Annotated in this window: 20 protein-coding genes; 4 read left to right on the top strand and 16 right to left on the bottom strand. The window is 50.7% G+C overall.

Annotation, left to right across the window (positions count from 1 at the left end; translation table 11 throughout):
* Positions 1–26: 26 nt before the first annotated feature.
* The 15 genes from rnhB to rpsB form a co-directional block, all read right to left on the bottom strand.
* A complete protein-coding gene (rnhB, locus tag D5398_RS18125; protein WP_120134673.1) occupies positions 27–623 on the bottom strand; it encodes a ribonuclease HII in 597 nt (198 codons plus the stop codon).
* Positions 620–1,768 (bottom strand): lipid-A-disaccharide synthase, encoded by a 1,149-nt coding sequence (gene lpxB / locus D5398_RS18130; protein WP_120508888.1) that lies wholly within the window; start codon positions 1,766–1,768, stop codon positions 620–622. Before lpxB ends, rnhB begins: the two co-directional genes overlap by 4 nt.
* Positions 1,769–1,786: 18 nt before the next feature.
* On the bottom strand, positions 1,787–2,575 hold the full coding sequence (gene lpxA / locus D5398_RS18135) for an acyl-ACP--UDP-N-acetylglucosamine O-acyltransferase (RefSeq protein WP_120508889.1): 789 nt from the start codon (positions 2,573–2,575) through the stop codon (positions 1,787–1,789).
* Positions 2,576–2,578: 3 nt separating this feature from the next.
* The gene (gene fabZ / locus D5398_RS18140) at positions 2,579–3,034 is read right to left on the bottom strand and encodes a 3-hydroxyacyl-ACP dehydratase FabZ (protein ID WP_095923207.1); all 456 of its coding nucleotides are present in this window, start codon (positions 3,032–3,034) and stop codon (positions 2,579–2,581) included.
* Positions 3,035–3,181: 147 nt separating this feature from the next.
* A complete protein-coding gene (gene lpxD / locus D5398_RS18145) occupies positions 3,182–4,204 on the bottom strand; it encodes a UDP-3-O-(3-hydroxymyristoyl)glucosamine N-acyltransferase (protein ID WP_120508890.1) in 1,023 nt (340 codons plus the stop codon).
* Between the two features lie 2 nt (positions 4,205–4,206).
* Entirely contained in the window at positions 4,207–4,704 is a 498-nt protein-coding gene (gene skp / locus D5398_RS18150; protein WP_120134677.1) for a molecular chaperone Skp, read from the bottom strand.
* Positions 4,705–4,857: 153 nt separating this feature from the next.
* Positions 4,858–7,278, bottom strand: a complete 2,421-nt coding sequence (gene bamA / locus D5398_RS18155; protein WP_120508891.1) for an outer membrane protein assembly factor BamA — start codon at positions 7,276–7,278, stop codon at positions 4,858–4,860.
* 36 nt (positions 7,279–7,314) lie between these two features.
* Positions 7,315–8,670: a sigma E protease regulator RseP gene (gene rseP, locus D5398_RS18160; RefSeq protein WP_120508892.1), complete on the bottom strand. Its 1,356-nt coding sequence runs from the start codon at positions 8,668–8,670 to the stop codon at positions 7,315–7,317.
* A gap of 41 nt (positions 8,671–8,711) precedes the next feature.
* The gene (gene cdsA, locus D5398_RS18165; protein ID WP_120508893.1) at positions 8,712–9,560 is read right to left on the bottom strand and encodes a phosphatidate cytidylyltransferase; all 849 of its coding nucleotides are present in this window, start codon (positions 9,558–9,560) and stop codon (positions 8,712–8,714) included.
* Between the two features lie 9 nt (positions 9,561–9,569).
* Positions 9,570–10,328: a (2E,6E)-farnesyl-diphosphate-specific ditrans,polycis-undecaprenyl-diphosphate synthase gene (gene ispU / locus D5398_RS18170; RefSeq protein ID WP_112288328.1), complete on the bottom strand. Its 759-nt coding sequence runs from the start codon at positions 10,326–10,328 to the stop codon at positions 9,570–9,572.
* Positions 10,329–10,613: 285 nt separating this feature from the next.
* Positions 10,614–11,810: a 1-deoxy-D-xylulose-5-phosphate reductoisomerase gene (ispC, locus tag D5398_RS18175; RefSeq protein ID WP_120508894.1), complete on the bottom strand. Its 1,197-nt coding sequence runs from the start codon at positions 11,808–11,810 to the stop codon at positions 10,614–10,616.
* A gap of 157 nt (positions 11,811–11,967) precedes the next feature.
* Positions 11,968–12,525 (bottom strand): ribosome recycling factor, encoded by a 558-nt coding sequence (frr, locus tag D5398_RS18180; protein ID WP_120508895.1) that lies wholly within the window; start codon positions 12,523–12,525, stop codon positions 11,968–11,970.
* A gap of 108 nt (positions 12,526–12,633) precedes the next feature.
* Positions 12,634–13,365 (bottom strand): UMP kinase, encoded by a 732-nt coding sequence (gene pyrH / locus D5398_RS18185; RefSeq protein ID WP_095923215.1) that lies wholly within the window; start codon positions 13,363–13,365, stop codon positions 12,634–12,636.
* A gap of 159 nt (positions 13,366–13,524) precedes the next feature.
* A complete protein-coding gene (gene tsf / locus D5398_RS18190; protein ID WP_112288325.1) occupies positions 13,525–14,376 on the bottom strand; it encodes a translation elongation factor Ts in 852 nt (283 codons plus the stop codon).
* Positions 14,377–14,523: 147 nt separating this feature from the next.
* Positions 14,524–15,249: a 30S ribosomal protein S2 gene (gene rpsB / locus D5398_RS18195; RefSeq protein ID WP_095923217.1), complete on the bottom strand. Its 726-nt coding sequence runs from the start codon at positions 15,247–15,249 to the stop codon at positions 14,524–14,526.
* 367 nt (positions 15,250–15,616) lie between these two features.
* On the opposite strand from rpsB, the gene map reads away from it, so the two are divergent.
* The 4 genes from map (at position 15,617) to D5398_RS18215 (ending at position 20,609) form a co-directional block, all read left to right on the top strand.
* A complete protein-coding gene (map, locus tag D5398_RS18200; protein WP_120134684.1) occupies positions 15,617–16,408 on the top strand; it encodes a type I methionyl aminopeptidase in 792 nt (263 codons plus the stop codon).
* Positions 16,409–16,516: 108 nt separating this feature from the next.
* A complete protein-coding gene (gene glnD / locus D5398_RS18205) occupies positions 16,517–19,207 on the top strand; it encodes a bifunctional uridylyltransferase/uridylyl-removing protein GlnD (protein WP_120508896.1) in 2,691 nt (896 codons plus the stop codon).
* A gap of 46 nt (positions 19,208–19,253) precedes the next feature.
* The gene (gene dapD, locus D5398_RS18210; protein ID WP_101079222.1) at positions 19,254–20,078 is read left to right on the top strand and encodes a 2,3,4,5-tetrahydropyridine-2,6-dicarboxylate N-succinyltransferase; all 825 of its coding nucleotides are present in this window, start codon (positions 19,254–19,256) and stop codon (positions 20,076–20,078) included.
* 141 nt (positions 20,079–20,219) lie between these two features.
* Positions 20,220–20,609, top strand: a complete 390-nt coding sequence (locus D5398_RS18215) for a DUF3461 family protein (RefSeq protein WP_056781756.1) — start codon at positions 20,220–20,222, stop codon at positions 20,607–20,609.
* Between the two features lie 89 nt (positions 20,610–20,698).
* Here D5398_RS18215 and D5398_RS18220 read toward each other — a convergent pair whose 3' ends face one another.
* Positions 20,699–21,148, bottom strand: a complete 450-nt coding sequence (locus D5398_RS18220) for a flavodoxin (RefSeq protein WP_120508897.1) — start codon at positions 21,146–21,148, stop codon at positions 20,699–20,701.
* Positions 21,149–21,173: the final 25 nt, after the last annotated feature.

The raw sequence follows: 21,173 nt of genomic DNA on the forward strand, positions 1-21,173 counted from the left end.
AAAACGGGGCAGGAACAAGTGACGCGTTATGCCAGCCCGAGCGCGCGTTTCACCGGAGAGAAACTTCGACGGTGATGTGCTGTGGCGCCAAGGCGGGCAAGGCTTTCGAGATGCACCGGCGTCGGGTAGCCTTTGTGCTTCGCAAAACCATATTCAGGGAACTGAAGATCCAGTTCAACCATTTCACGATCGCGGGTGACTTTAGCCAGAATTGAAGCCGCGCTGATTTCAGCGACTTTGCTGTCCCCTTTCACCACCGCCTGTGACGCCATCGGAAGTTTAGGGCAGCGGTTGCCATCGATCAGCACCATATCAGGCGTGATACCCAATCCGGCAACCGCTCTTTGCATGGCCAGCATAGTGGCATGCAGAATATTCAGTTCATCGATTTCATGTGGTTCAGCACGCCCGAGACTCCAGGCCAGCGCTTTCTCTTTAATTTCGATGTATAACGCCTCACGGCGCTTTTCAGACAGTTTTTTAGAATCCGCCAGGCCTTTAATCGGATTGGCCGGATCGAGGATCACCGCGGCTGTTACCACAGCGCCCACTAACGGGCCGCGACCCACTTCATCCACACCCGCAATACATACGGCCTGTGGATAGATAAATAAATCACTCATCGGTTTGCCAGCTCCATGACGGCCTGAGCAGCCTGTTCATCTGCGTCGCGGCGGATACTTTCATGCAGTTCAAGGAACGTCTCACGCAGCGCATGGCTTTTCTCGCCGCCGGCCAGTAAAGGCAACAAAGCAGCAGAAAGCTTCTCAGGCACACATTCGGTTTGCAGTAATTCGGTGACAATTTCCCGTCTTGCCAGCAAGTTTGGCAATGAAACATACGGCGTTTTCACCAGACGCTCAGCCAGCCAGAAAGTGAACGGCTTCATGCGATAGCCCACTACCATCGGACATTTAGCCAGCATACATTCCAGTGCTGCCGTCCCGGATGCCAGCAAAGCCGCATCACTGGCAATCATTGCTTCCCGGCCTTGGCCATCGAGCAAGTGAGCGGGCAAATCAGGCGCAATTTCAGCCTTGATCCGCTCGAACTGCTCGCGACGTTTCGCGTTCACCAGGGGTACCACGATGTGCAAATCAGGATAAGTTTCACGCAACTGCAACGCGGTTTTCAGGAAATCCGCACTGAGCATTTCCACTTCCGCATGGCGGCTTCCCGGCAGTAGCGCCAGGCAGTGAACATCATCTGGTATCCCCAGCGCCAGACGTGCTGCCTGTTTATCAGGATGCAACGGCATGGCATCAGCCATAGTGTGGCCAATGAAACGACAGGGGACATTGAATTTGTCATAGAACGCTTTTTCAAAAGGCAGGAATGCCAGAACTAAATCTGTCGCCTTGCCGATTTTGAAAACACGTTTTTGTCGCCACGCCCAGACAGACGGGCTGACATAATGAATCGTGCGAATGCCGCGCTGCTTTAAGCGACCTTCCAGCGTGATGTTAAAGTCCGGAGCATCTATGCCCACAAACACATCAGGTTTGAGTTCGCTAAAGCGTTGGGTCAGATCTTTACGGATTTTCAACAGGCGTGGTAGTCGTTCAAGAACTTCTACCACGCCCATTACCGCCAGTTCTTCCATTTCGTACCAGGCTTCGCATCCTTCCGCTTGCATCAGCGGACCTGCAACACCCACAAAACGGGCATCAGGATGATGCTTTTTCAAGGCTCGAATCAACCCGGCGCCAAGAATATCACCGGACGTTTCACCGGCCACCAGACCAATTGTCAGAACAGGCTTTTGCATTATTTTCCGTAGCGCAGATCAGCGAATAATGCCGCGCGTTGAGCGGGCAAAGAAATCACTGAAGGGTTTAGCTTTCGGGAATTCAGCGGCAATTGCAGCGATTTCCGGTTGGGCTTCTTCCAGCGTTTTACCACTGCGATACAGTAACTTATAGGCATTGCGAATCGCATGCAGATCGGCTTTTTCAAAACCACGACGCTTAAGCCCTTCGATATTGATACCGAATGGTGTCGCGTGGTTACCTTGCGCAATCACAAACGGAGGAACGTCCTGAGCTACCCCGGAACATCCACCCACCATGACATGCGCGCCGATAATACAGAACTGATGTACCGCCGTCATACCGCCAATGATCGCGAAGTCATCAATTTCGACGTGACCACCCAGGGTCGCATTGTTCGCCAAAATACAGCGATTACCAATGACGCAATCGTGGGCAATATGTGCGTTAACCATCAACAGGTTATCGCTGCCTACTTTTGTCAGACCACCGCCCTGAACGGTACCACGATGAATGGTAACGCTCTCACGAATATTGTTGCGATCGCCGACCTCAACGCGTGTTGGTTCACCGGCATATTTCAGATCCTGGTTAATTTCACCAATGGAAACGAACTGAAAAATACGGTTATCGCGGCCAATTTTGGTCACACCATTAATCACTACGTGTGATTTAAGCTCAGTACCTTCACCAATTTCTACCTGGGATCCCACGTAGCAGAAAGGACCGATATGGACTCCGGCACCGATTACGGCACCGTCTTCAACAATAGCGCTTGGATGAATAAAGGCGGTTTTATCAATCATGTATTAAGACTCCCGGCGACGGGCGCACATCATTGATGCCTCGCAAGCAATCTCACCATCTACTTTCGCGACACCTTTGAAACGAGCAACGCCACGACGCTCTTTAATGAATTCAACTTCCAGAACCATCTGGTCACCCGGCAAGACCGGACGTTTAAAGCGTGCATCGTCGATTGCTGCAAAATAATACAATTCGCCCGGTTCCAGTTTTCCTACACTTTTGAACGCCAGAATGCCGGTGGCCTGAGCCATCGCTTCCAGAATTAAAACGCCTGGGAAAATAGGTTTACCCGGGAAGTGCCCCTGGAAGAACGGTTCGTTAAAAGAAACGTTTTTCACGGCGCGCAAAAATTTCCCTTTCTCAAAGTCCAGCACGCGGTCAACCAGCAAGAATGGGTAACGGTGTGGCAATAAATCCAGTATCTCTTCAATACGCAGAGTATGAGTGTCAGTAGTCAAAATACTCTTCCTGTCTATAAAAACTGATGGCATCAATAACACGGCCTGCCAGACCCCAAAAGAAGGTCATCAGGCAGGCCGCAAATAGGAACGTATGTCGCAGGTTCACTCAACAAAGGGAACACAAAGCAGCACCGTAGGTGGTAATTAATCTTTTTCGATTTTACGCTCGACAGCTTTCAAGCGCTTATTCATCTCGTCAATATTCATTACCAATGCAGCCGTTTTACGCCAAACTTTATTCGGTTGTAACGGGATACCGGAGGAGTATACCCCAGGTTCGGTGATTGGTCGCATTACCATTCCCATTCCCGTAACGACAGCCTGGTCACAAATCTCCATGTGACCGTTGATAACACTGGCTCCGCCGATCTGACAGTAGCGTCCGATTTTCAGACTACCGGCCATGATAACACCACCGGCAACCGCCGTATTGTCTCCAATCACGACGTTGTGTGCAATCTGACATTGGTTATCAATGATAACGCCGTTGTTGATAATGGTGTCATCCAGCGCGCCACGGTCGATGGTGGTACAGGCGCCAATTTCAACACGATCACCGATAATGACGGTGCCGAGCTGAGGAATTTTAATCCAGTTGCCGCGATCGTTAGCATAACCAAAGCCATCAGCGCCAATCACTGTCCCGGACTGAATCAGGCATTGTTCGCCAATTTCCACGCGATGGTAGATAGAAACGTTGGCCCAAACTCGGGTTCCTGCGCCTATTTTCGCTTCTTTACCGATAAAGCAGCCTGCACCGATAACAACATTGTCACCCAGTACAACGCCGGATTCGATGACTGCATTTGCGCCAACCGAGACATTCTTACCTAAAGTTGCACTGTCAGAAATCACTGCACTCGCAGCAATGTCTTGTGCCGGCGCCGGAGTAGTATCCAGCAACTGCGCCATACGCGCGTACGTCAGGTAAGGGTTTTTAACCACTAATGCCGCTGTAGGGCAAAATGGCAGATCCGCTTCCGTCAACACTACGGCACCTGCATTGCAGGAAGCCAACTGTTCACGGTAACGGCTGTTTGATAAAAACGTGATTTGCTCAGAGTGTGCGGAATGCATTGAAGCAACGCCGGTGATGGCAATTTCGCCATCACCGTGCAATTGTGCATCCAACTGCTGTGCGAGATCAGCCAGTCGAATTGAAGACATGTTTATTTAACCTGTTTCAGCACATCAGCAGTAATATCTTTGTCATTATTTGCATACGCAATGGCGTTTGCATCGATAACAACATCATAACCTTCTTTGCTGGCTACAGATTTCACAGCATCCTGGATACGGCTCAGGATTTTGTTACGTTCTTCAGCCTGGCGACGACGGTTATCTTGCTCGAACTGCTGCGCTTTAGCAGAGAAAGCTTCGCGTTGAGCCATAACGTCTTTTTCAAGTTTTGAACGATCGCTGGCTTTCATTGTAGAGCCATCACGTTGCAGACGTTGCATTTTGGTTTGCAGATCACGTTCCTGAGATTGCAAATCTGTCGCACGGCTTTTGAACTCGTTTTCCAGCTGTTTTGCTACTGCTTCACGAGCAGGCATTTGTTGGAAAATGCTTGCTACGTTAACGATAGCAATTTTATCAGCAGCCTGAACGCTAGCTGAAGAAGCCATAACTAAACCGAGGCCTGCGGCATATAACCACTTTTTCACTATAAACTCCTTCCATCACCCGTTTGTGCCAGATGGCACAGTAAATTACACAAAACACCCGATAAGAAAACAATACACGGGCCGAAACCCGTGTATCAAATTCAGCATCTGGCCTTTGCGATTCTGCTGAACAAATTCTGCCCAGGCAGTACGTTACCAGGTTTTACCAATGTTAAACTGGAACTGTTCTGCCTTATCGCCTTCATATTTCTTAATCGGTTGTGCATAGGAGAAGACCAATGGTCCCAGTGGAGACATCCACTGCAATGCAATACCTGAAGAAACACGAATGTTGCCTGGTTTACTGTAGTCAGGAACGCCCGCTGCCTGAGACTCAGGGGTATTTTCCCAACCGGTATCCCATACTGTACCACTGTCCACAAACAGGGAAGTACGCAGTGAGTTCGCGTATTTCTCGCTGACGAACGGGGTAGGAACAATCAGTTCCGCACTCAGTACCGCCATTGCGTTACCACCGACTGCATCATCCGAATTATCAATCGGACAAGTGTTGTAGGAGGTATTAGCAGTAGTACATTTGTAATACGCTGCTTTAGGACCAATAGTGTTCGACTGGAAACCACGAACACTGCTTGAACCACCGGCATAGAAGTTATCGTAGAACGGTACTTCTTTACCGCCCAGACCATCTGCGTAACCTGCACGCGCACGGCCCATCAGCACCCAATCACGATCCTGATTCAGTGGCAAGTAACTGGTTGAATCAAATGTAATTTTGTAATATTCGTTATCTGAGCCCGGCACAGTCACTTTACCGTTCAGGCTGGCTTTAGTCCCCGAAGTCGGGAAGTAGCCACGGTCAAGGTTGTTATAACCCCAACCCAGATTCACGAAGAAGTCATCCGCGCTGAAGTCTGCATCTGCATTGTCGCTGGTCGTTACAGCAGGTTGCAGGCCAACAGAGTTCAGATAACGGAACATAGCAATCTGTGGTTCCATATTGGAAAGATCGTTATGGACGTAATCCAGACCCAGACGTAATGAGTTGTTCTCATTAATCGGGAAGCCCAGGTTCCCGCCAATACCATAACTTCTGTTGGTATAACTGGAGAGATCCGCATCATCAGCTTTAAAGTCGTTATAGAAGATACGACCACCCAAACTTACGCCGTCAACGGTGAAGTATGGATCAGTGATGGTGAATTCCGCGTACGTCTGGTAATCGTTCTTGGTACCGCTGATGCCGACAGAGTTACCCGTTCCCAGCCAGTTGTCCTGCTGGACACCGACCTGGAAGCTGACACCACTTTCTGTACCGTAGCCTACGCCAAAGTTGAAAGTACCGGTGTTACGTTCTTTCACTTTGTAGACCACATCAACCTGATCCGGTGAACCCGGAACACGTTGCGTATCAACATCCACAGTTTCGAAGTAGCCCAGACGGTTCAGACGCTCTTTGCCTTTATCGACCAGATCGTTGCCTAACCAGGCACCTTCCATCTGACGCATTTCACGGCGCAGTACGCTGTCTTTACTGGTGTCATTACCTTCAAAGCGGATATGACGCACGTAGAAACGGTTGCCCGCATCAACGTTGATGTGCAGCTTAACGGTTTTGTCTGCATCATTAATTTCTGGCTGTGTTGTCACACGTGGATAAGCGTAACCATAACGCCCCAACATCTGTTTGATGTCGTTTTCCATTTTGGTGACTTTGGCGCCGTTATACAGCTCGCCTTTATCAATTTTAGTCAGGCTTTGAACTTCTGCCGAGTGACCCGCCATGCTGCCAGTCACATCCACGCCAGAAAGTTTGTATTGCTCACCTTCTGTAATGTTCAGCGTGATGTAGATGCCTTTTTTGTCCGGCGTCAGGCTGACCTGCGTCGAATCAATATTGAAACGGGCATAACCGCGATCCAGATAGAAACTGCGCAGGGTTTCAAGGTCACCCGCGAGCTTTTGTTTCTGATATTTACGGTCGCCGACGACGTTCCACCATGGCACTTCATCACGCAGCTGGAAGCGTGAGATCAGCTCATCAGTCGTAAAGGCATGGTTACCTACGATGTTGATCTGCTGAATTTTGGCAGAAACACCTTCGGTAAAGACCAGTTTCAGGTCAACACGGTTACGCGGTAAAGGGGTCACAACCGCTTTTACCGACGCACTGTATTTACCCACGCTGTAATAGAAGTCTTCGAGACCTTTCTCGATACTGCCGATGGTGGTGCGGTCAAGTGCTTCGCCAACACGGACGCCAGAGGCTTCCAGGTTTTGCTTGAGCATGTCATCTTTTACCGATTTGTTACCGGAGAAAGTGATGCTGGCAATGGTTGGGCGTTCTTTGACCTGAACAATCAGTGAATCACCATCACGCAGGACGCGAACGTCCTCAAAGTTGCCAGTGGCAAACAATGCACGAATGGTGTTACTGATATCATCGTCAGTAACCGTATCACCGACGCGAACCGGCATATTGAGTAACGCCGCACCGACGGCAACTCGCTGCAGGCCTTCGAAATGAATATCTTTCACTACGAAACCGTCTGCACCGTATACGGTGGCGCTGCCAAACAGCAGCGACGCTATGAGCAACTTTTTGATCGCCATCGTTGTTATGCGTTCTTCCTAACCTAATCTCCGGTCTTAAAGACGGGAGAAATCATTGAAAAGTGCAAGCCCCATCAACAACACCAGCAAAACTGAACCAATGCGGTAACTGAAGTCCTGAACTCGCTCGGAAACTGGCCCACCTTTTAGCTTTTCTATTGCGAGAAAAAGCAGGTGTCCACCATCTAATACCGGTAATGGGAAGAGGTTGATGATCCCCAGATTGACACTGATAAGTGCCAAAAACGTGAGGTAAGACACCAAACCATACTCTGCTGACATTCCTGCGCCCTGTGCGATGGATATTGGGCCACTCAGATTGTTCAGCTTCACATCTCCGGTAATTAACTTACCCAGCATGCTCACAGTGAGTTTCATCAGTTGCCAGGTTTTATCCCCGGCCTCATAAAACGCCACAAACGGACCATACTGACGGATTGTTTTAAATTCGTCAGGCAGTGGTATCACTTTCGGTACCACGCCAGCAAAACCCTGTATTTTGCCTTTGCCTGCGGACTTCGTGTCCGGCGTTAATGTTAAAGCGACAGGATCCCCACTCCGCTCGACTTCCAGCGCAATAGGTTTACCCGGATTATCCCGGACCTGTATGACAAACGACTGCCAACTTTCCAGAATCTGACCATCGACTTTAACGATCCTGTCTCCGGCTTGCAAACCCGCCTTTTGGGCAGCTGAATCAGGCTGCACTTCCTGCAGAACAGATTCTATCTGCGGACCTCTGGGAATCATACCCAGAGAGACAACCGGATCCTGCTTTTCAGGATCAAACTGCCATTGGCGCAAATCCAGAGTTTTCTCAACCACCTGAGATGAGCCAAATTGCGCAACACCTACGGTCGTTTGGTCATCACCAATTTCGCCCATCAACGCCATACGAACTGATTCCCAATCAGGCGTTTCGATACCCGCAACAGACTTTAGTTCCATTCCGGATGAAATATTCGATTGGGCAGCGATTGAATTAGCAGTGATATTCGCGATGACAGGCCGCACACTGGGCACGCCGATAACGAAGACCAGCCAGTAGGCAAAAATGGCAAAAATGAAATTGGCAATCGGCCCGGCACTGATGATAGCTGCACGTTGCCAGACCTTTTTGTTATTGAAAGATTGATGACGAAATTCAGGCGCAACGGCTTCGACACGTTCGTCGAGCATTTTGACGTAGCCGCCGAGAGGAATAATGGCCAGTACATACTCGGTTCCCTGCTGGTCAGTTCTGCGCCATAGCGCACGACCAAAACCGACAGAGAAGCGTTCAACACGCACACCACAACGACGAGCAACCCAGAAATGGCCGAACTCGTGCACGGTGATAAGCACCCCCAATGCGACGATAAAGGCGGCCAGGCTCCAGAGTATGTTCATCATATGTCTAACTATTCCTTAGAAACTTCACCGTCTGCGACGGATTAATACACTAACAGCATCAGACAGGCAAATACAGGCACCGCAGCCGTCAGGCTATCGATACGGTCAAGTATTCCACCGTGGCCAGGGATCATATGACCACTGTCTTTGATACCTGCCTCGCGTTTGAACATACTTTCCGTCAGGTCGCCCAGCACAGAAGCCAGTGCAGCGACAACGGAGCAAATCAGCAAGATTGATGGCTGCACAGTTAACGGTGCATAACGACCAAACAACCAGGCTATCAGGGCTGAAGTCAAAAGCCCACCGGCAAACCCTTCCCAGGTTTTTCCCGGAGAAACTTTCGGTGCCAGCTTGTGCTTACCAAATAATTTACCAAACAGATACGCGCCGGAGTCAGCACCCCAGACGAGTAGCATCACATACAACAACCACCATGCGCCAGTGTGATGATTCTCTGCATAGCCGTATTGGCGCAATGCAATCATGCCCCAGAAAAATGGCACAATCGTCAGCACACCGAATACTACCCGCAATATGCGGGAATGCCGCCAGAATCCTGCCGAAGCCGGATATCCCACCACTAACAGCAGCGCGACGCACCACCAGGCAAGTCCGGCCCACAAAGAACCGCTAACCTGCATCAGATGCACACTTTGCTGATAAGCCGGTATGCTCAGCAACATGGCGGCCAACAGAAAACCACAGAGTATGGCCAGCCAGATACGCTGATTACGTGTTGCAAAACCCGCCAGTTGCCCCCACTCCCACGCCGCCAGCATGCACACGACTAATGTGACGATGGCGAAACCTACCGGTGGAAGCAAAAAGAGTGCTGCAATAACAATCGGTATTAAAATCAGAGCTGTGATAATGCGATACTTCAGCAAATGTTCTCCCTAGGACGCATCAGCGCCGATAGGTGTAGTCCCCCCGAAGCGGCGCTCGCGTTGTGCAAAAGCAGTCAGCGCACCTTCGAAGGTATTTTCATCAAAATCAGGCCAGAGGACATCGGTAAAATACAACTCTGCATAGGCAATTTGCCACAACAGGAAATTACTGATCCTATGTTCCCCACCGGTTCTGATCACCAAATCGACGGGTGCCAGTTCGCTCATACAGATCGCTGAATTCAGCAACTCTTCTGTAATTTGCTCCGCCCGCAGTGTACCGGCTTCTACCTGACCTGCCAGTGTCTTAACGCCTTGAATAATATCCCATCGGCCACCGTAATTCGCAGCGATGTTGAGCGTCAAACCGTCATTATTTTGAGTAAGTGTTTCTGAACGACGAATACGTTCCTGCAGACGAGCACTAAAACGACTGACATCGCCAATGATCCGCAGCCTGACATTATGTTTGTGCAGGCTTTTGACTTCACTGTCCAGGGCACGCACGAACAGTTCCATAAGTGCGGAAACTTCCTGAGCCGGGCGATTCCAGTTTTCACTACTAAAGGCATAAAGCGTGAGCGCATCGAGGTGATGACTGGCAGCAAAACTCACAGCTTTGCGCACTGACTTCACTCCCGCTTTATGACCAAATACCCTCATTTTACCCTGACGTTTTGCCCAGCGTCCGTTACCGTCCATGATAATGGCAACATGGCGAGGTTGAGAGCAACACATATCAGACATCTGTTGATTTTCGAGGGACATAACGCGTACTCATTTCCTTTTATCAGAACACAGCGGCTTTCCGGCTGGCAAAACTCTCTTCAGGCATACACCAGAACAGCCAGCTGGCGCTGCACCTATTTGTCGCTGTTGCGACTACACGCGCAAAAAAGCCGTGTCTCCCTTTCAGGCACGGCTTAACTGACAGCTCACCGATTCCACCTGTAACATTCAGTCTCTGAAAAGCCAAATCTGCTGCCAGTGTGGCGCAGACTATACCATCTCAGTGTGATGCTAACAAACTGCTGCATAAGTACTAAAACAGGCCTACACCGCAAAAGTACGAAGTTTATCTTTCGCACGCACTCTCGCCAATGCGTCAATCTGCAACACTTCCTCAACAGAATCGGGTTCCCCACTTACCATTTGCTCCATGACCTCACGGTTAAGGGATGCAATGTCAGTAAAGCGCAGTTCACCCTTGAGGAAAGCGGCGACAGATATTTCGTTAGCTGCATTCAGTGCCGTGGTGGCTGCCTGTCCGGTATTACTGGCTTCAATGGCAAGTTGCAGGCAGGGATAGCGCGCATAATCTGGCGCACTGAAAGTCATCGCCCCCATTTTGCAGAAATCCAGCGCTTCCACTTCAGTCTTCACGCGTTGCGGATAGGCCATCGCATGTGCAATTGGCGTGCGCATATCCGGCGATCCCAGCTGAGCCAGCACGCTCCCGTCGCAATAACGGACCATTGAGTGGATCACCGATTGCGGATGAATGATGACTTCCATTTCTGCTGCAGAGGCATTAAACAGCCAGCGAGCCTCAATGTACTCAAGGCCTTTATTCATCATGGTGGCTGAATCAACGGAAATTTTGCGACCCATCGACCAGTTTGGATGAGCACAGGCCTGGTCAGGCGTCACATCACTAAACTGTTCCAAAGGGAGTTCGCGGAAGGGACCGCCGGAGCCGGTCAGGATAATACGGGAAATTCCGTGTTCTTCGAGAGAAGCAAAACCCAGCTGTTTTTGAACAGTTTCTGGCAGGCTCTGGAAAATCGCATTGTGTTCGCTGTCGATGGGCAGAAGCTGGGACTGGCTTTGGCGCACGGCATCCATAAAGATACGCCCGCAGGTGACCAGCGATTCTTTGTTTGCCAGAAGCACTTGTTTACCGGCGCGGACAGCGGCGAGTGTCGGTAACAAGCCCGCAGCACCCACAATAGCCGACATCACCTGATCGACATCATCAAGAGCCGCCAATTCGATGGCCGCATCAGTGCCTGAAAGCACTTCGGTACGGCATCCCTGTTCAGCCAGAATGACTCTCAGCGCACGGGCAGAAGCTTCATCCGCCATGGAAGCGTAAGCAGGCTGAAATTCAAGACACTGCTGCGCCATAACGTCAACATTGCGCCCTGCAACCAGTGCTTTAACAGTGAAATTGTCAGGATTAGACCTGACAACGGAAAGCGTGCTGGTGCCGACAGACCCTGTCGAACCAAGAATAGTCATTTGTTTCATGAAAATGCCCGGGATAGCGCTCGTAAATTCGGAAAGTGCACAGTCTGAAACCTCTTATCTGGCTTGTCTATGAGATTGTGCAAACCGGTAAAAGATTTAAAGCCCGCAAAAAACAAAGCGCCGCAATTGCGGCGCTTGGGAGGAAGCTAAAGCTGTATCAGAACTCCATCAGCTCGGCTTCTTTCTCAGTCAGAGCGACGTCGATTTTCTTGATGAAAATATCAGTCAGTTTCTGGATATCGTCCTGAGAACGGCGATCTTCGTCTTCGCTGATTTCTTTATCTTTCAACAGTGCTTTGGTTTTATCGTTCGCATCACGGCGAACGTTACGCACGGACACACGGCCCTGCTCTGCTTCGCCACGTACAACCTTGATCAGGTCTTTACGACGTTCTTCGGTCAGTGCTGGCAGAGGAACGCGGATTGTCGCACCTGCTGATGATGGGTTCAGACCCAAATCAGAGGTCATGATCGCTTTTTCCACAGCTGCGCTGATTGAACGGTCAAACACGGAGATAGCCAGAGTACGGGAATCTTCCACTGTCACCTGCGCCAGCTGGCGTAAAGGTGTGGATGAACCGTAGTATTCCACCATGATGCCATCCAGGATGCCTGGTGATGCACGGCCGGTGCGGATTTTGCTGATATGGGTTTTGAATGCTTCAACGCATTTTTCCATACGAATTTCAGCGTCTTTTTTGATTTCGTTAATCACGTTGTTAACCTTTGAAAGCGGGTTACCTGGCAGACCATAACATCAGTATAGTCCGTGAATACTCATGCCAGCAGAGGCTGGCTGAACACAATGTTCAATTGTGAAGGATCACTCCGCTTTAGAAATCAGCGTCCCTTCATTTTCACCCATCACCACGCGACGCAGTGCGCCAGGCTTATTCATGTTGAAAACACGAATTGGCAGATTGTGATCGCGGGCCAGCGTAAAGGCCGCCAGATCCATCACTTTCAATTCCTGTTCCAGCACTTCCTGATAGGTCAGTCTTTCGTACAGCGTCGCTTCCGGATTTTTCACCGGGTCAGCGGAATACACGCCGTCAACTTTGGTGGCTTTTAATACCACATCAGCTTCGATTTCGATACCGCGCAGGCAGGCTGCTGAGTCAGTGGTAAAGAAAGGGTTGCCGGTACCGGCGGAGAAAATCACCACACGGTTATGACGCAGCAAGCTGATAGCTTCAGCCCAGCTGTAATTATCACAAACACCGTTCAAAGGGATTGCAGACATCAGACGTGCGTTAACATAGGCGCGGTGTAATGCATCACGCATTGCCAGGCCGTTCATGACAGTCGCCAGCATACCCATATGGTCGCCTACAACACGATTCATGCCCGCCTGTGCGAGGCCCGCGCCACGGAACAGGTTACCGCCGCCGATCACAACGCCTACCTGAATGCCGAGTTCGACCAGCTCTTTCACTTCCTGAGCCATACGATCTAATACACTCGCGTCGATACCAAAACCTTCACTGCCCTGCAGGGCTTCGCCACTGAGTTTAAGCAGGATACGTTGATAAACGGGTTTCGCATTGGTAGCCATGGTGTCTGTCCTAGAAGCAATGTGTCTTAATGGATAGTCGGTCTTTACATCATAGCGCTGTCAGAATGACTTTACGCACAATGTAATAGGAATTTGGGGCTGGATAAAACGGAACCGCCCTTTCGCAGCGGTTCCATTTTAGGGTGTATCAGGTACTGATTAAGACTGTTTAGTCATTGCTGCAACTTCAGCAGCAAAGTCAGTCTCAACTTTCTCGATACCTTCGCCCACTTCAAAGCGGATGAAGTTAGTCACGTCAGCGTTGTGTTCTTTCAGAACCTGACCAACAGTTTTGCTTGGATCGATAACGAAAGGCTGACCTGTCAGAGAAACTTCGCCGGTGAATTTCTTCATGCGGCCTTCAACCATTTTCTCTGCAATTTCTTTCGGCTTGCCAGACTGCATCGCGATGTCCAGCTGAACCTGGTACTCTTTTTCTACCACTTCAGCAGACACATCTTCAGGCTTAACGAATTCTGGTTTGCTTGCTGCAACGTGCATAGCAATTTGCTTAACCAGTTCTTCGTCTGCGCCAGTAGCTGCGATCAGAACACCGATACGTGCGCCGTGCAGGTAGCTACCCAGCACATCGCCTTCAAGGATTTGAACGCGACGAATGTTGATGTTCTCACCGATTTTAGCAACCAGCTGAATACGCTCTTCTTCGAACTGAGCTTTCAGAACGTCAACGTCAGTCACTTTGCCTGCAACAGCAGCATCCAGCACTTTGTCAGCGAAAGCCTGGAAACCAGCATCTTTAGCAACGAAGTCAGTCTGGCAGTTAACTTCCAGAATCACGCCGAAGTTGCCTTCGATTTTGGTTTTGATCACGCCGTCAGCAGCTACGTTGCCTGCTTTTTTCGCCGCTTTGATCGCGCCAGATTTACGCATATTTTCGATTGCCAGCTCGATGTCGCCGTTAGCTTCAACCAGAGCTTTCTTACAATCCATCATGCCAGCGCCAGTACGTTCGCGCAGTTCTTTTACCAGGGCAGCGGTAATATCAGCCATTGTATTTTCCTCGATTATCTCAGTGCAAAAAGGCTTTTTGCGGTGAGATATTTCTCGCATTTAAGATAAGCAAAGGGGGCCAATAAAGGCCCCCTAACCAACATATTTCAATACCTGGTTAATAAGGGCTCTGCTGAGCTTGCCTTATTATTCAGCTTCTACGAAGCTTTCTTCTGCCTGAACAGCCAGATCTTGCGAACGGCCTTCACGGACAGTGGCAGCAACAGCGCTCAGGTACAGATTTACTGCACGGATTGCGTCATCGTTACCAGGGATAACAAAGTCAACGCCATCCGGATCGGAGTTGGTATCAACAATGGAGAATACCGGGATACCCAGGTTGTTAGCTTCTTTGATTGCAATGTGTTCGTGATCAGCGTCGATTACGAACAGAGCATCAGGAAGACCACCCATATCCTTGATACCACCCAGGCTGTTTTCCAGCTTAGCCAGTTCACGAGTGCGCATCAGCGCCTCTTTCTTGGTCAGCTTCTCGAAAGTACCGTCCTGAGACTGAACTTCCAGATCTTTCAAACGTTTGATGGACTGACGAACGGTTTTCCAGTTAGTCAGCATGCCGCCCAACCAGCGATGGTTCACGAAGAACTGGTCGCAGTTGTGTGCAGCTTCTTTTACCGCTTCGCTTGCTGCGCGTTTAGTACCAACGAACAGGATCTTACCTTTACGGGAGGAGATCTTCTGCAACTCAGCCAGAGCTTCGTTGAACATTGGAACAGTTTTCTCAAGGTTGATGATGTGAACCTTGTTACGAGCGCCGAAGATGAATGGCTTCATTTTCGGGTTCCAGTAACGGGTTTGGTGACCGAAGTGAACACCGGCCTTGAGCATGTCGCGCATGGAAACAGTTGCCATGATAAAACCTCTATTAAGTAGTTGGGGTTATGCCTCCACGTATCCCATACAACCGACCCCGAAGAACGAATTCCCAAGGCACCCCGGCGTATGTGTCGATACGTGTGTGTTATTACTTACGTTAATAAGTACACAATGAGTGATTTTGGCTTTAATCCCTTTGAGTCGTAAGACCCAGAGCGGATTGCCGGCGCGCTTTATATCATAAATAACGGCCGGACAGCAACTTTTGTTCACCGAATTGCTTAGCGGAAAATGATAGTTTGGCAGCAAATATCAGGGCTGATACCATAAGCCACAGCTAATTATTGACGACATCGGTGTAGAAATAAAGCACACCTGATGCACAGAACCTGCAGGACAACACATGGCTATTTCAATCAAAACCCCTGAAGACATCGAAAAAATGCGCGTAGCTGGCCGTCTGGCTGCCGAAGTGCTGGAAATCATTGAGCCTTTCGTCAAACCTGGCGTGAGCACCGGTGAACTGGACCGCATTTGCGCCGATCACATCGTGAACAAACAAAAAGCAGTTTCTGCCTGCCTGGATTACCACGGCTTTCCGAAATCTGTCTGTATCTCGATTAACGAAGTGGTGTGCCACGGTATTCCGAGTGAAGACAAAATCCTGAAAGATGGCGATATCGTCAACATCGATGTCACCGTGATCAAAGACGGTTTCCACGGTGATACTTCAAAGATGTTCATCGCGGGCAAACCGACTATTCTGGGCGAACGTCTTTGCCGCATCACGCAGGAAAGCTTGTATATCGCGCTGCGCATGATCAAACCGGGTATCCGCCTGCGTACGCTGGGTAAAGAGATCCAGAAATTCGTCGAAGCTGAGAAATTCTCTGTTGTTCGCGAATACTGTGGCCACGGTATCGGCGAAGGTTTCCACGAAGAACCTCAGGTTCTGCATTACGATGCGGATGACGGCGGCGTGGTTTTACAGGCTGGCATGGCTTTCACCGTTGAACCGATGGTCAACGCCGGCGATTTCCGTATCCGCACCATGAAAGACGGCTGGACAGTAAAAACTAAAGATCGCAGCTTGTCGGCTCAGTACGAGCATACTATTGTGGTGACAGATAACGGTTGTGAAATTATGACGCTGCGTAAGGATGACACCATCCCGGCTATCCTGACGCACGACTAACAGTCGCCCGCTCTGCGGAGAGGGTATAAATCTGTGAATCAAACCGGCGAAAGCCGGTTTTTTTATCTTTCACGTTTATTGGTCTCTCACGTGTAGGGCTGCGCACCCATGATTGAAAATTTTCCGGCTGAAAAGAGCCTGCAACCAGAAACCACGCAGGATCTCACCCGTAGTTTCCCGCCACAACCAGCCTCCCCTTCTGTCTATCCGGATGACGATTTAAACCGTCAGAGCCTCAAACAGCATATGGAAGTGTTTCAGGTATGGCTGGCGGACGCCTTCAATGCCGGGCAACGGGCGGAAGAACTGGTGGATGCGCGGGCGCATTACATCGACCAGCTGCTGCAACGTCTGTGGACGTTCTACGGGTTCGACAATATTCCTGAAACCGCGATGGTGGCCGTCGGCGGCTACGGGCGCGGCGAGCTGCATCCTTTATCCGATATCGACGTGCTGGTCCTGAGTCAGAAACGCCTCAACGACGAGCAGGCGTTGCGGATTGGCGAACTGATCACCCTTCTGTGGGATCTCAAACTGGAAGTCGGCCACAGCGTCCGGACCCTGGAAGAGTGCCTGCTTGAAGGCCTGGCCGATTTAACCGTCGCCACCAACCTTATCGAATCCCGCCTGATTTGCGGCGATGTCGCGCTGTTTCTCAGTATGCAGAAACACATTTTCAGCGACGGGTTCTGGCCTTCACCGAACTTCTTCCGCGCAAAAATTGCCGAGCAGAATGAGCGCCATCAGCGTTATCACGGCACCAGCTATAACCTTGAACCCGACATCAAAAGCAGCCCCGGCGGCCTGCGCGATATCCACACAATTCTTTGGGTTGCCCGCCGCCATTTTGGCGCCACATCGCTCGATGAAATGGTGGCCTTCGGCTTCCTGACCAAAGCCGAGCGCAACGAGCTGCTGGAATGTCAGAGCTTCCTGTGGCGTATCCGTTTCGCCCTGCATCTGGTTCTGCCGAGATACGACAACCGTCTGCTGTTCGACCGTCAGCAAAGCGTGGCGCAGTTGTTACAGTATCAGGGCGAAGGCAATCAGCCGGTCGAACGCATGATGAAAGATTTCTATCGCATGACCCGTCGGGTCGGCGAGCTGAATCAGATGTTATTGCAGTTGTTCGACGAAGCGATTCTGGCGATTGGCCCGAATGAAAAACCGCGCCCGCTGGATGAGCATTTTCAGTTACGCGGCGATCTTATCGATTTGCGTGACGAATCCCTGTTCGATAACCGTCCGGAAACTATCATCAGCATGTTCCATCTGATGGTGCGTCACCGCGAGATCAAAGGGATTTATTCAACGACGGTGCGTCTGCTGCGCCATGCCCGCCGCCATCTCAAAGAGCCGCTGTGTATGATCCCGCAGGCACGCGAAATGTTTATGTCGATTCTGCGCCATCCGGGCGCCGTTTCACGGGCGCTGGTGCCGATGCACCGCCATAGCGTGTTGTGGGCGTATATGCCGCAATGGGGGCAAATCGTCGGGCAGATGCAGTTCGACTTGTTCCACGCTTATACGGTCGATGAACACACCATCCGCGTGCTGCAAAAACTGGAAAGTTTTGCTCATGAAGAGACGCGGCCAAAGCATCCTTTATGTGTCGAATTATACCCGCGCCTGCCACAGCCTGAACTGTTGCTGATGGCCGCTCTGTTCCACGATATCGCCAAAGGCCGTGGCGGCGATCACTCTATTCTGGGTGCGCAGGATGTGCTGGAGTTTGCCGAACTGCACGGGCTGAATTCCCGCGAAACCCAGCTGGTCGCGTGGCTGGTCCGCTGCCATCTGCTGATGTCTGTCACAGCCCAGCGCCGCGATATTCAGGATCCTAACGAGATCCAACAATTCGCGGCGGAAATGCAGACCGAAGTCCGTTTGCGCTATCTGGTCAGCCTGACCGTCGCCGATATCTGCGCCACGAACGAAACCCTTTGGAACAGCTGGAAACAGAGCCTGATACGCGAGCTGTATTTCGCTACTGAAAAACAACTGCGTCGCGGCATGCAGAACACGCCGGATCTGCGTGAGCGCGTGCGCCATCACCGTTTGCAGGCACTGGCGTTGCTGCGCATGGACAATATTGATGAGGAGGCGCTGCACCGCATCTGGAGTCGCTGCCGCGCGGATTATTTTCTGCGCCACTCGCCGAATCAGCTGGCGTGGCATGCCAGACATCTGCTTGAGCATGACTCCACCAAACCGCTGGTACTGGTCAGCCGTCAGGCGACGCGCGGCGGTACCGAGATATTTATCTGGAGCCCGGACCGCCCGTATCTGTTTGCTACCGTCGCCGGTGAGCTCGACCGACGTAACCTGAGCATTCATGACGCGCAGATTTTCACGAATCGCGACGGCATGGCGATGGATACCTTCATTGTGCTGGAACCCGACGGCAGCCCGCTGGCACAGGACCGGCACGAAGCCATCAGATATGCGCTGGAACAGTCAATGACGCAGGCCTATCAGCCGCCGCGCGCACGACGTCCTTCGTCAAAGCTGCGTCATTTCAGCGTGCAGACCGAAGTCAGTTTTCTGCCGACGCATACTGACCGCCGCACGTATATGGAACTGGTAGCGCTCGATCAGCCCGGTCTGTTGGCCCGCGTGGGGGAAGTGTTCTCTGATCTCGGGCTGTCACTGCATGGTGCACGCATCTCGACCATCGGCGAACGCGTAGAAGACTTATTTATTCTGGCCAACGGTGAGCGACGCGCGCTGGATAAGCAAACTCGTCAGGAAATCACACGCCGATTAACTGAGGCACTCAACCCTGGCGATAAAATGTGATACAAGTACCACTATCTTTTAAAACCAATTCAGGAAAGAGAACAGGATGCAGCAACTACAAACCGTTATTGAACAAGCCTTCGAGCGCCGTGCAGATATCACCCCGGCTAACGTTGACAGCGTAACGCGCGACGCCATCACTCAGGTTATCAACAAAATCGACAGCGGCGAATTGCGCGTTGCTGAGAAGATTGATGGCGAATGGGTGACGCATCAGTGGCTGAAGAAAGCGGTACTGCTCTCGTTCAGAATCAACGACAACCAGGTAATGGAAGGCGGTGAAAGCCGTTACTTCGATAAAGTGCCAATGAAATTCGCTGACTACGATGAAGCGCGTTTCCAGCGTGAAGGTTTCCGCGTAGTGCCACCTGCTGCCGTGCGTAAAGGCGCATTCATTGCACGAAATACCGTGCTGATGCCTTCTTACGTCAACATCGGCGCTTACGTTGATGAAGGCACTATGGTTGATACCTGGGCGACCGTAGGTTCCTGCGCGCAGATCGGTAAAAACGTTCACCTCTCTGGCGGCGTGGGTATCGGCGGCGTTCTGGAGCCCTTGCAGGCCAACCCGACTATCATCGAAGACAACTGCTTTATCGGCGCGCGTTCAGAAATCGTTGAAGGCGTAATCGTTGAAGAAGGCTCTGTGATTTCTATGGGCGTTTACATCGGCCAGAGCACCAAAATTTATGACCGCGAAACTGGCGAAGTGCATTATGGCCGCGTACCGGCGGGCTCCGTTGTTGTTTCCGGCAACCTGCCTTCTAAAGACGGTAAATACAGCCTGTACTGCGCGGTGATCGTCAAGAAAGTGGATGCGAAAACTCTGGGCAAAACCGGCCTGAATGAGTTATTGCGTACAATCGACTAAACTTAAAATAGCGGGTATTGTTAAAAAATAACCCGCTATTTTTTTATCTTCTAAACGGCAAACTGTGCAATTAATCAATGATTAAAGCCGCCGTTCAGTTCATCATGACACTCTGATTTTCTCCTAAACGAAGGTGGCGCTATGTATGACAATCTGAAAAGCCTGGGCATTAATAATCCCGACGATATTGATCGTTACAGCCTGCGTCAGGAGGCCAATAACGACATTCTGAAGATCTACTTCCGCAGAGACAAAGGTGAGTTTTTTGCTAAAAGCGTGAAATTTAAATATCCACGCCAGCGCAAAACTATCGTCGCCGATAACGCGGGGCAAGGTTACAAAGAAATTCATGAAATCAGCCCTAACCTGCGCTATGTGATTGATGAGCTGGACCAAATCTGTCAGCGCGATCAGGTTGAAGTGGATCTGAAGCGTAAAATTCTTGATGACCTGCGTCACCTGGAATCCGTTGTGGCGAATAAGATTACTGAAATTGAATCCGATCTGGAAAAACTGACCAGCGGTCGCTGATTAATCACGTTCAGAAGATTAAGAAAGTAAAAAGGTCAGGCATTTGCCTGACCTTTTTTATTGCACGGAGAAAGACACGAAGTGTGGCTTTATTTAAGCAACTGACCCCATTTTTCCACCCATGGCACAGCGACCGTTTCCGGTTCGGCAGTTTCCATCGCATCGATTTCCAGCATTTCGCCGATCCGTGACGCGCCCTGCTCCTGCAACAAATCATCCAGCTTATGGCCGCCGCCACAAAAATGATCGTAGCTGATATCGCCAAGCGCAATCACACCGTAGCGCAGTTCAGGCTGATAACCGACAGTGTCGCGGATAGCGGTATACAAAGGCGCAATACTGTCAGGCAAATCGCCCTGACCGGTGGTTGACGTCACAATCAGGACAAAGTGATGACGGTAATATTGCCAGGCTTCCAGCGTGCCTTCTTCGAACAATTTGACCTCATGGCCCTGGCCTTTCAGCACGGTTTCCGCTTCTTCTGCTACCAGTAACGCATTGCCGTATACCGTACCGACAAAAATTCCGACTTCTGCCATGGGTTTCACTCCTGTGTGATGCCAA

Source organism: Rahnella bruchi (assembly GCF_003614975.1).
Taxonomy (GTDB): domain Bacteria; phylum Pseudomonadota; class Gammaproteobacteria; order Enterobacterales; family Enterobacteriaceae; genus Rahnella; species Rahnella bruchi.

What these genes read in the sequence shown, in the direction of transcription:
- ispU (WP_112288328.1), bottom strand. Translation starts at nt 10,328, where the DNA reads ATGTCCCTCGAAAATCAACAGATGTCTGATATGTGTTGCTCTCAACCT.
- ispC (WP_120508894.1), bottom strand. Translation starts at nt 11,810, where the DNA reads ATGAAACAAATGACTATTCTTGGTTCGACAGGGTCTGTCGGCACCAGC.
- glnD (WP_120508896.1), top strand. Translation starts at nt 16,517, where the DNA reads ATGATTGAAAATTTTCCGGCTGAAAAGAGCCTGCAACCAGAAACCACG.
- rnhB (WP_120134673.1), bottom strand. Translation starts at nt 623, where the DNA reads ATGAGTGATTTATTTATCTATCCACAGGCCGTATGTATTGCGGGTGTG.
- lpxB (WP_120508888.1), bottom strand. Translation starts at nt 1,768, where the DNA reads ATGCAAAAGCCTGTTCTGACAATTGGTCTGGTGGCCGGTGAAACGTCC.
- dapD (WP_101079222.1), top strand. Translation starts at nt 19,254, where the DNA reads ATGCAGCAACTACAAACCGTTATTGAACAAGCCTTCGAGCGCCGTGCA.
- rseP (WP_120508892.1), bottom strand. Translation starts at nt 8,670, where the DNA reads ATGATGAACATACTCTGGAGCCTGGCCGCCTTTATCGTCGCATTGGGG.
- lpxD (WP_120508890.1), bottom strand. Translation starts at nt 4,204, where the DNA reads ATGTCTTCAATTCGACTGGCTGATCTCGCACAGCAGTTGGATGCACAA.
- map (WP_120134684.1), top strand. Translation starts at nt 15,617, where the DNA reads ATGGCTATTTCAATCAAAACCCCTGAAGACATCGAAAAAATGCGCGTA.
- rpsB (WP_095923217.1), bottom strand. Translation starts at nt 15,249, where the DNA reads ATGGCAACTGTTTCCATGCGCGACATGCTCAAGGCCGGTGTTCACTTC.
- bamA (WP_120508891.1), bottom strand. Translation starts at nt 7,278, where the DNA reads ATGGCGATCAAAAAGTTGCTCATAGCGTCGCTGCTGTTTGGCAGCGCC.
- D5398_RS18215 (WP_056781756.1), top strand. Translation starts at nt 20,220, where the DNA reads ATGTATGACAATCTGAAAAGCCTGGGCATTAATAATCCCGACGATATT.
- pyrH (WP_095923215.1), bottom strand. Translation starts at nt 13,365, where the DNA reads ATGGCTACCAATGCGAAACCCGTTTATCAACGTATCCTGCTTAAACTC.
- D5398_RS18220 (WP_120508897.1), bottom strand. Translation starts at nt 21,148, where the DNA reads ATGGCAGAAGTCGGAATTTTTGTCGGTACGGTATACGGCAATGCGTTA.
- tsf (WP_112288325.1), bottom strand. Translation starts at nt 14,376, where the DNA reads ATGGCTGATATTACCGCTGCCCTGGTAAAAGAACTGCGCGAACGTACT.
- lpxA (WP_120508889.1), bottom strand. Translation starts at nt 2,575, where the DNA reads ATGATTGATAAAACCGCCTTTATTCATCCAAGCGCTATTGTTGAAGAC.